The following is a 5,065-nucleotide window of genomic DNA, read 5'->3' as shown; positions in this document are numbered from 1 at the left end:
TATTTTCATCCTATAGAGGATATTTCTTTAAGTAGAAAATATTTCTTTTTTTCATACATTATCAAAGAAATAGAACGATAAATTAACATGCATCTTTGAAAAAAAGGATTTGATGTATCATTTTACTCCAAATCAGTATATCTTGGTATGTTTATTATGAATAATTCATCTAGAACAATAATTCTTGGTGCAGGATTAGCAGGACTAGCTTGTGGGTACGAACTAGCCAAACTAAACAAACCAATTATAATTTATGAGAAAGAAGATCAAATCGGAGGATTATCACGGACAATATGGATCAAGACAGTTAATGGGGATTTTGGGTTTGATTTTGGTGGACATCGATTTCTAACGCGAGAAAAGGAAATTGAAGCATTTTTCTTTGAGATCATTGGAATTGATAATATTGAAAAACGTGATCGGAGTAGCCGTATTTTTCTGAAAGGGAGGTACTTTGATTACCCAATCAAACCGTTCACAGCACTTCTTCAAATGCCATTTTCATTAACAATCAAAGCAGGAATAACTTATTGGTATTCATTTTTTCGCTATTTTTACGCTAGAAGAAAAATTATTGATAATTTCGAGGATTGGGTTAAATTTAGATTCGGGTCAGTCTTATATAACTTATTTTTTCGTGATTATACACAGAAAGCTTGGGGAATTTCACCACGAACAATTTCCTCAATATGGGCTGCAGAACGTATTAAAGCAACTAGTTTTCTTTCGATTATAAAAAATAGTTTGTTACCTCCTAATCCCGAATCTAAAATCGCCTTAACGCTTTATAAACAATTTTATTATCCTTCACGAGGTATTCAGGTACTATCAGATCTAATGGCTGAGAAGATTACTACTAATGGTCACAATATTATATGTAATTCTGAATTAACACATATTTCAATAAATGATGGACAAATAAATTCAATAGAATTTTCTAATGGTGATAAAATAAAAAATTTTGATAATATTGTTAGCTCTATCCCCCTTCCTGATTTAATAGCTGCTATGGGAGATGTTGTTCCAAGTGAAGTGAAAACTGCTGCACAAAAATTAATTTATAGAGACCTCATCTTAGTAGGAATTATGCTTAATAAACCAGAAGCTCTTCAAGATAGTTGGCTATACTTTCCAGAGGATCAATTTCTTTTTGTTAGAATTAGCGAACCCTCTAAATATGGACGTGAAATGTGTCCTCCAAATAAAACAGCTATTGCCGCTGAAATTACGTGTAATCAAGGGGATAAAATTTGGATGATGTCTGATGAAGACATTATTGAAAAGGTGAAATCTCAATTAATTCAACTAAAATTTGTTAATGAACCAGAAGTAATTGGATCGTTTGTAAAACGGATAACCCATGCCTATCCTATATTTGACCTCAATTTTCAGGAGAATTTAACAACTATTCTGACTTTTCTTTCCCGTTTTGAAAATTTAGAACTGATAGGAAGAACAGGAACATTTCAGTATTTAAATATGGATTTGGCCTTACTCCACGGGAGAAAATGTGCTTTTAAACTGGCTGGTTTATCAAAAGATTCAGTCCTTGAAATTAGTCATGATCATAAATGGGTCGGGTAATATGGGTTATTAAAGATGAAGACACATCTTACTCAATATAAACTACAACTAGACAAAAAGAATATTATAATCACAGCATCGTTATTTTTCCTTTTAGCTTTATACATCTTATCTCTAGGAGTAGAAGTGATTATCAAATCAATTTTAAAAGCAAATTTTTTGTTAGTAACCATAGGTATTTTGCTATATTATTTTAGCTTAGTTGTCCGAACCTATCGTTGGACATTATTTCTTAAAGCACTAAATATAATTGAAAGGAACTCTTTAAGCCTGTGGAATATTTATACGCTCATAACTTATTCCTTTTCCTTGAATAACGTTTTTCCTCTTCGAATGGGTGAATTATACCGACCATATGAATATTCAAAAAGGACCAATTACCCTTTATTATCCTCTTTTGCTACAGTTGTCCTGGAAAGGACCTTTGATGTTTGTGTTATGCTTGGATTAATATTTTTCTTTTTATCATTTTTAGGATTTGAAACCTTCTTAGACATCACTGATGTATTAAGAATGCTTATAATGAGTATTGGAATAGTAATTGGATTTCTATGTTTTTTAGTATTATTAAGCAGACCTAAAACTGGGAAATTAATAATTCGTATCCTAAATCGAATAGCTAATATTCTTCAAAAACGAGTTATAACAAATGAAGAAGAAACTGCAACAGAGCTTGCAAACCATTTGACACTTTTATTTCAGAACCAGAAGGCATTAGGGGTAGGTCTAGGGTGTACAATCATTATTTGGGTAATAGAGGGAATAATTTTTTGGATTATATCGCTCTCAATGTCCTTGGATATGACTATCATGATGGCTACTTTTATTTTATTATCTGCAGGTTTAATTGGGAATTCCATTACTAGTGCTTCAGGATTGGGACAACTACCATTCATGGTAGCTCAATTATTATTCTTTTTATCAATTTCAGAGGAATTAGCATTAAGTGTTAGTATTATCTATCTATTAGCAGTTTTTTGGCTTATTATCCCAATAGGAAGCTTATTACATTTAACAACAAAATTTACATCAAATCGATCTATAGAAGAGGCTGAATTGAATCTTGATTAGCTTGGTATCTAATTCGGAGTTTGATGAAACTATTTTTCAGAAAATATCTTCATGGATTCGCCAACACTCTTTAATAACCTCTCTTGCTCTTTTTATTATCATTAAATCAATTATTCTAGTTATTTTCCTTGTATTATTTGAAATTCTAGGATTTTCAGTTGGTGATTTTGAACCTAAATTTCACACTGGTAATACTTTTTTTGATCTCCTAGGCACTCGTTGGGATAGTTATTTTTATTTAGTTGTTGCAGAAAATGGCCAATACTTCGATCCTGCAAGACCAACTGATACACGAATATGGAATTTTGCTCCGCTTTATCCCTTTTTTATTAGAATTTTAATGGATATTGGTCAATTTTTTCAAATTAATATTCCTGTTGCCATTGCTGCTGTGATTGTTGCTAATATTTTCTCATTAACTTCTACTCTTCTTTTTCATTTAGTTTCTCAGTTATATCTCTCTGAAGTGAAGGCGATCAATGCTACCTTATTGTTCTCATTTTTCCCAACAACACTTGTATTCTCTACTGTAGCATATGCTGAGCCTGTCTATCTAACATTTATCATCTTTTCATGGTACACTTTTGAAAAAAAAAGGTATACAACTACCGGAATTATGTTAGCATTAACCACATTAGCTCGTTATCCTGGAGCATTAATTTTCTTTTTGTATATGGCAATTTATTTCGGTCGAAAGGTACGAGATCAAGGTTTTCTACAGGCACTAGGTTGTCTTATTGCTATCCCTCTTTTTCCTCTCCTTGTTCTGATAAATACTTTTAAATACCTATATTCAGTATTCAAAAATCGAATTTCTTCATTATCTAGAATTGTAGAGAATTTTGAATCCTTAATAAATCTAAATCCTCAACAAAAAGGAAAAATTTCTAATCTCCTTCATTTTCTTGATATAAAGCTCAGTTGGATACTTATTTTTGGAATTATTCCCTTAAGTTGGATTTATTATGTAAACATCACTGCTCCTATACCATTAGCTGAAGTTACTTATACAAATTGGGGGGCAAAATTCGTTTGGCCTCTAGCAGGACTATTTGATATGTTAGCAGGCGGTGACATGAAATGGACACTTGAAAAGTTCTCTTTTGCATTTTTATTCTTAATCCTAGGCATTGGGATACTAAAAAAACGGCCAAGTTTTGCAGTAATGATTATTGGTCCAACTCTATTCTATTCTGGTTATATTGGACTTCATACTTGGGGCATTCCCCGATATTCAGGTACTATTTTTCATGTCCCATTATCTCTAGCGGAGGAAACTATTTCTCCAAAAATCTTCCTTTTAATCTTAAATTTCTTTCTTCTTTATGGTTTTAAGATTCTTTGGAGTTTTACAAATTGGAATGTTTGGTTAATCTAAGTTTTTTTTATCAACTTGCGACGAACTGAATCAATTAAAATAATGAGAAGAATAGAAGGGAGGAATATAAAACCCGAAGTGGTAGCAGAAGTAGTAGTGGAAGTTACAGAGATAGTGGTAGTTTGAGAAAAAATAAATGTAAACCAGACCTGGGCTGATCCTAAATTACCAAATGAGTCATTCGCATAAATATTAAGCTTATATGTCCCTTCAGGGATGTTAAGGTTGAATTGTGTAGTTTCAACAGTAAGATTTGATTTATCATTTATGGAATAACCAACCCAAGCAGTCGTCTCGTTGAATGACAGAATTACTTCCACCACGGTCCCATAAATTGTATCATTTAATGGGGAGTGAATGGTTATCTTTGGAGCACCTGTATCGGAGAATAGGAATGCTTTGGCAATTTCGAATATATCAGTATTATCAATAATAGAGTTATTATATTGACTTAGAGTCCTTCCATACATATAAAAAGGAACATTTGTTGCAGTATGTCCTGTTGAACTAAATAAAGTATAGATTTCAGCTGTTCGTGCAACTCTTAGTTGTTCATTTTCCTCAGCTGTGTTTTCTTCAGCAGGTAGGTCGGTGGTTAGACTTTCTGAGATTACAGCTAATCCCCCAGTCTCATGATCTGCGGTAACCACTAAAATAGTATTCTCATGCGTTTGGACATACTCAAGGGCAATTTTAACTGATTTATCAAACTCGATAGTTTCTAACGCAACATTTGCTGCATTATTCACATGTCCTGCCCAATCAATCTGACCCCCTTCAACCATTAAAAAGAATCCATCAGGATCTTTTGATAAGATTTCGAGGGATTTGCTAGTCATTTCAGCTAAGGAGGGAATAAGAGTACGATCTCTTACACTTTCATAAGGAAGATCGCCAGACGTAAAGAGACCAAATATTTTATCTGATTGTGCTGTTAAGAGCTCAGTTCTATTTTCTACGAGCTTATAACCACGAGATTGCATTTTTGTCAATTCTAATCCTGTAAATGCGCTTCGTCCTCCTCCTAAAATG

The 5,065-nt window shown here is 32.8% G+C and carries 4 protein-coding genes; 3 read left to right on the top strand and 1 reads right to left on the bottom strand.

What is annotated here, in order from left to right; translation table 11 throughout:
- Window positions 1-156 precede the first annotated feature (156 nt).
- Genes ACWVCY_RS14395 through ACWVCY_RS14385 form a run of 3 tightly spaced genes read left to right on the top strand, consistent with a single transcriptional unit; the run spans window position 157 to window position 4,033 of the window.
- Entirely contained in the window at window positions 157-1,584 is a 1,428-nt protein-coding gene (locus tag ACWVCY_RS14395; protein ID WP_455143731.1) for an FAD-dependent oxidoreductase, read from the top strand.
- 15 nt (window positions 1,585-1,599) lie between these two features.
- Entirely contained in the window at window positions 1,600-2,655 is a 1,056-nt protein-coding gene (locus ACWVCY_RS14390; RefSeq protein ID WP_455143730.1) for a lysylphosphatidylglycerol synthase transmembrane domain-containing protein, read from the top strand.
- On the top strand, window positions 2,648-4,033 hold the full coding sequence (locus ACWVCY_RS14385; RefSeq protein ID WP_455143728.1) for a mannosyltransferase family protein: 1,386 nt from the start codon (window positions 2,648-2,650) through the stop codon (window positions 4,031-4,033). Before ACWVCY_RS14390 ends, ACWVCY_RS14385 begins: the two co-directional genes overlap by 8 nt.
- Here ACWVCY_RS14385 and ACWVCY_RS14380 read toward each other — a convergent pair.
- Window positions 4,030-5,065: alkaline phosphatase (locus tag ACWVCY_RS14380; RefSeq protein WP_455143726.1), on the bottom strand; the 1,036-nt coding region annotated here is incomplete at its 5' end. The genes ACWVCY_RS14385 and ACWVCY_RS14380 overlap by 4 nt on opposite strands.

Source organism: Candidatus Hodarchaeum mangrovi (genome assembly GCF_975850365.1).
This window is presented reverse-complemented; position numbering and strand designations above follow the sequence as displayed.

What these genes read in the sequence shown, in the direction of transcription:
- ACWVCY_RS14395 (WP_455143731.1), top strand. Translation starts at nt 157, where the DNA reads ATGAATAATTCATCTAGAACAATAATTCTTGGTGCAGGATTAGCAGGA.
- ACWVCY_RS14390 (WP_455143730.1), top strand. Translation starts at nt 1,600, where the DNA reads ATGAAGACACATCTTACTCAATATAAACTACAACTAGACAAAAAGAAT.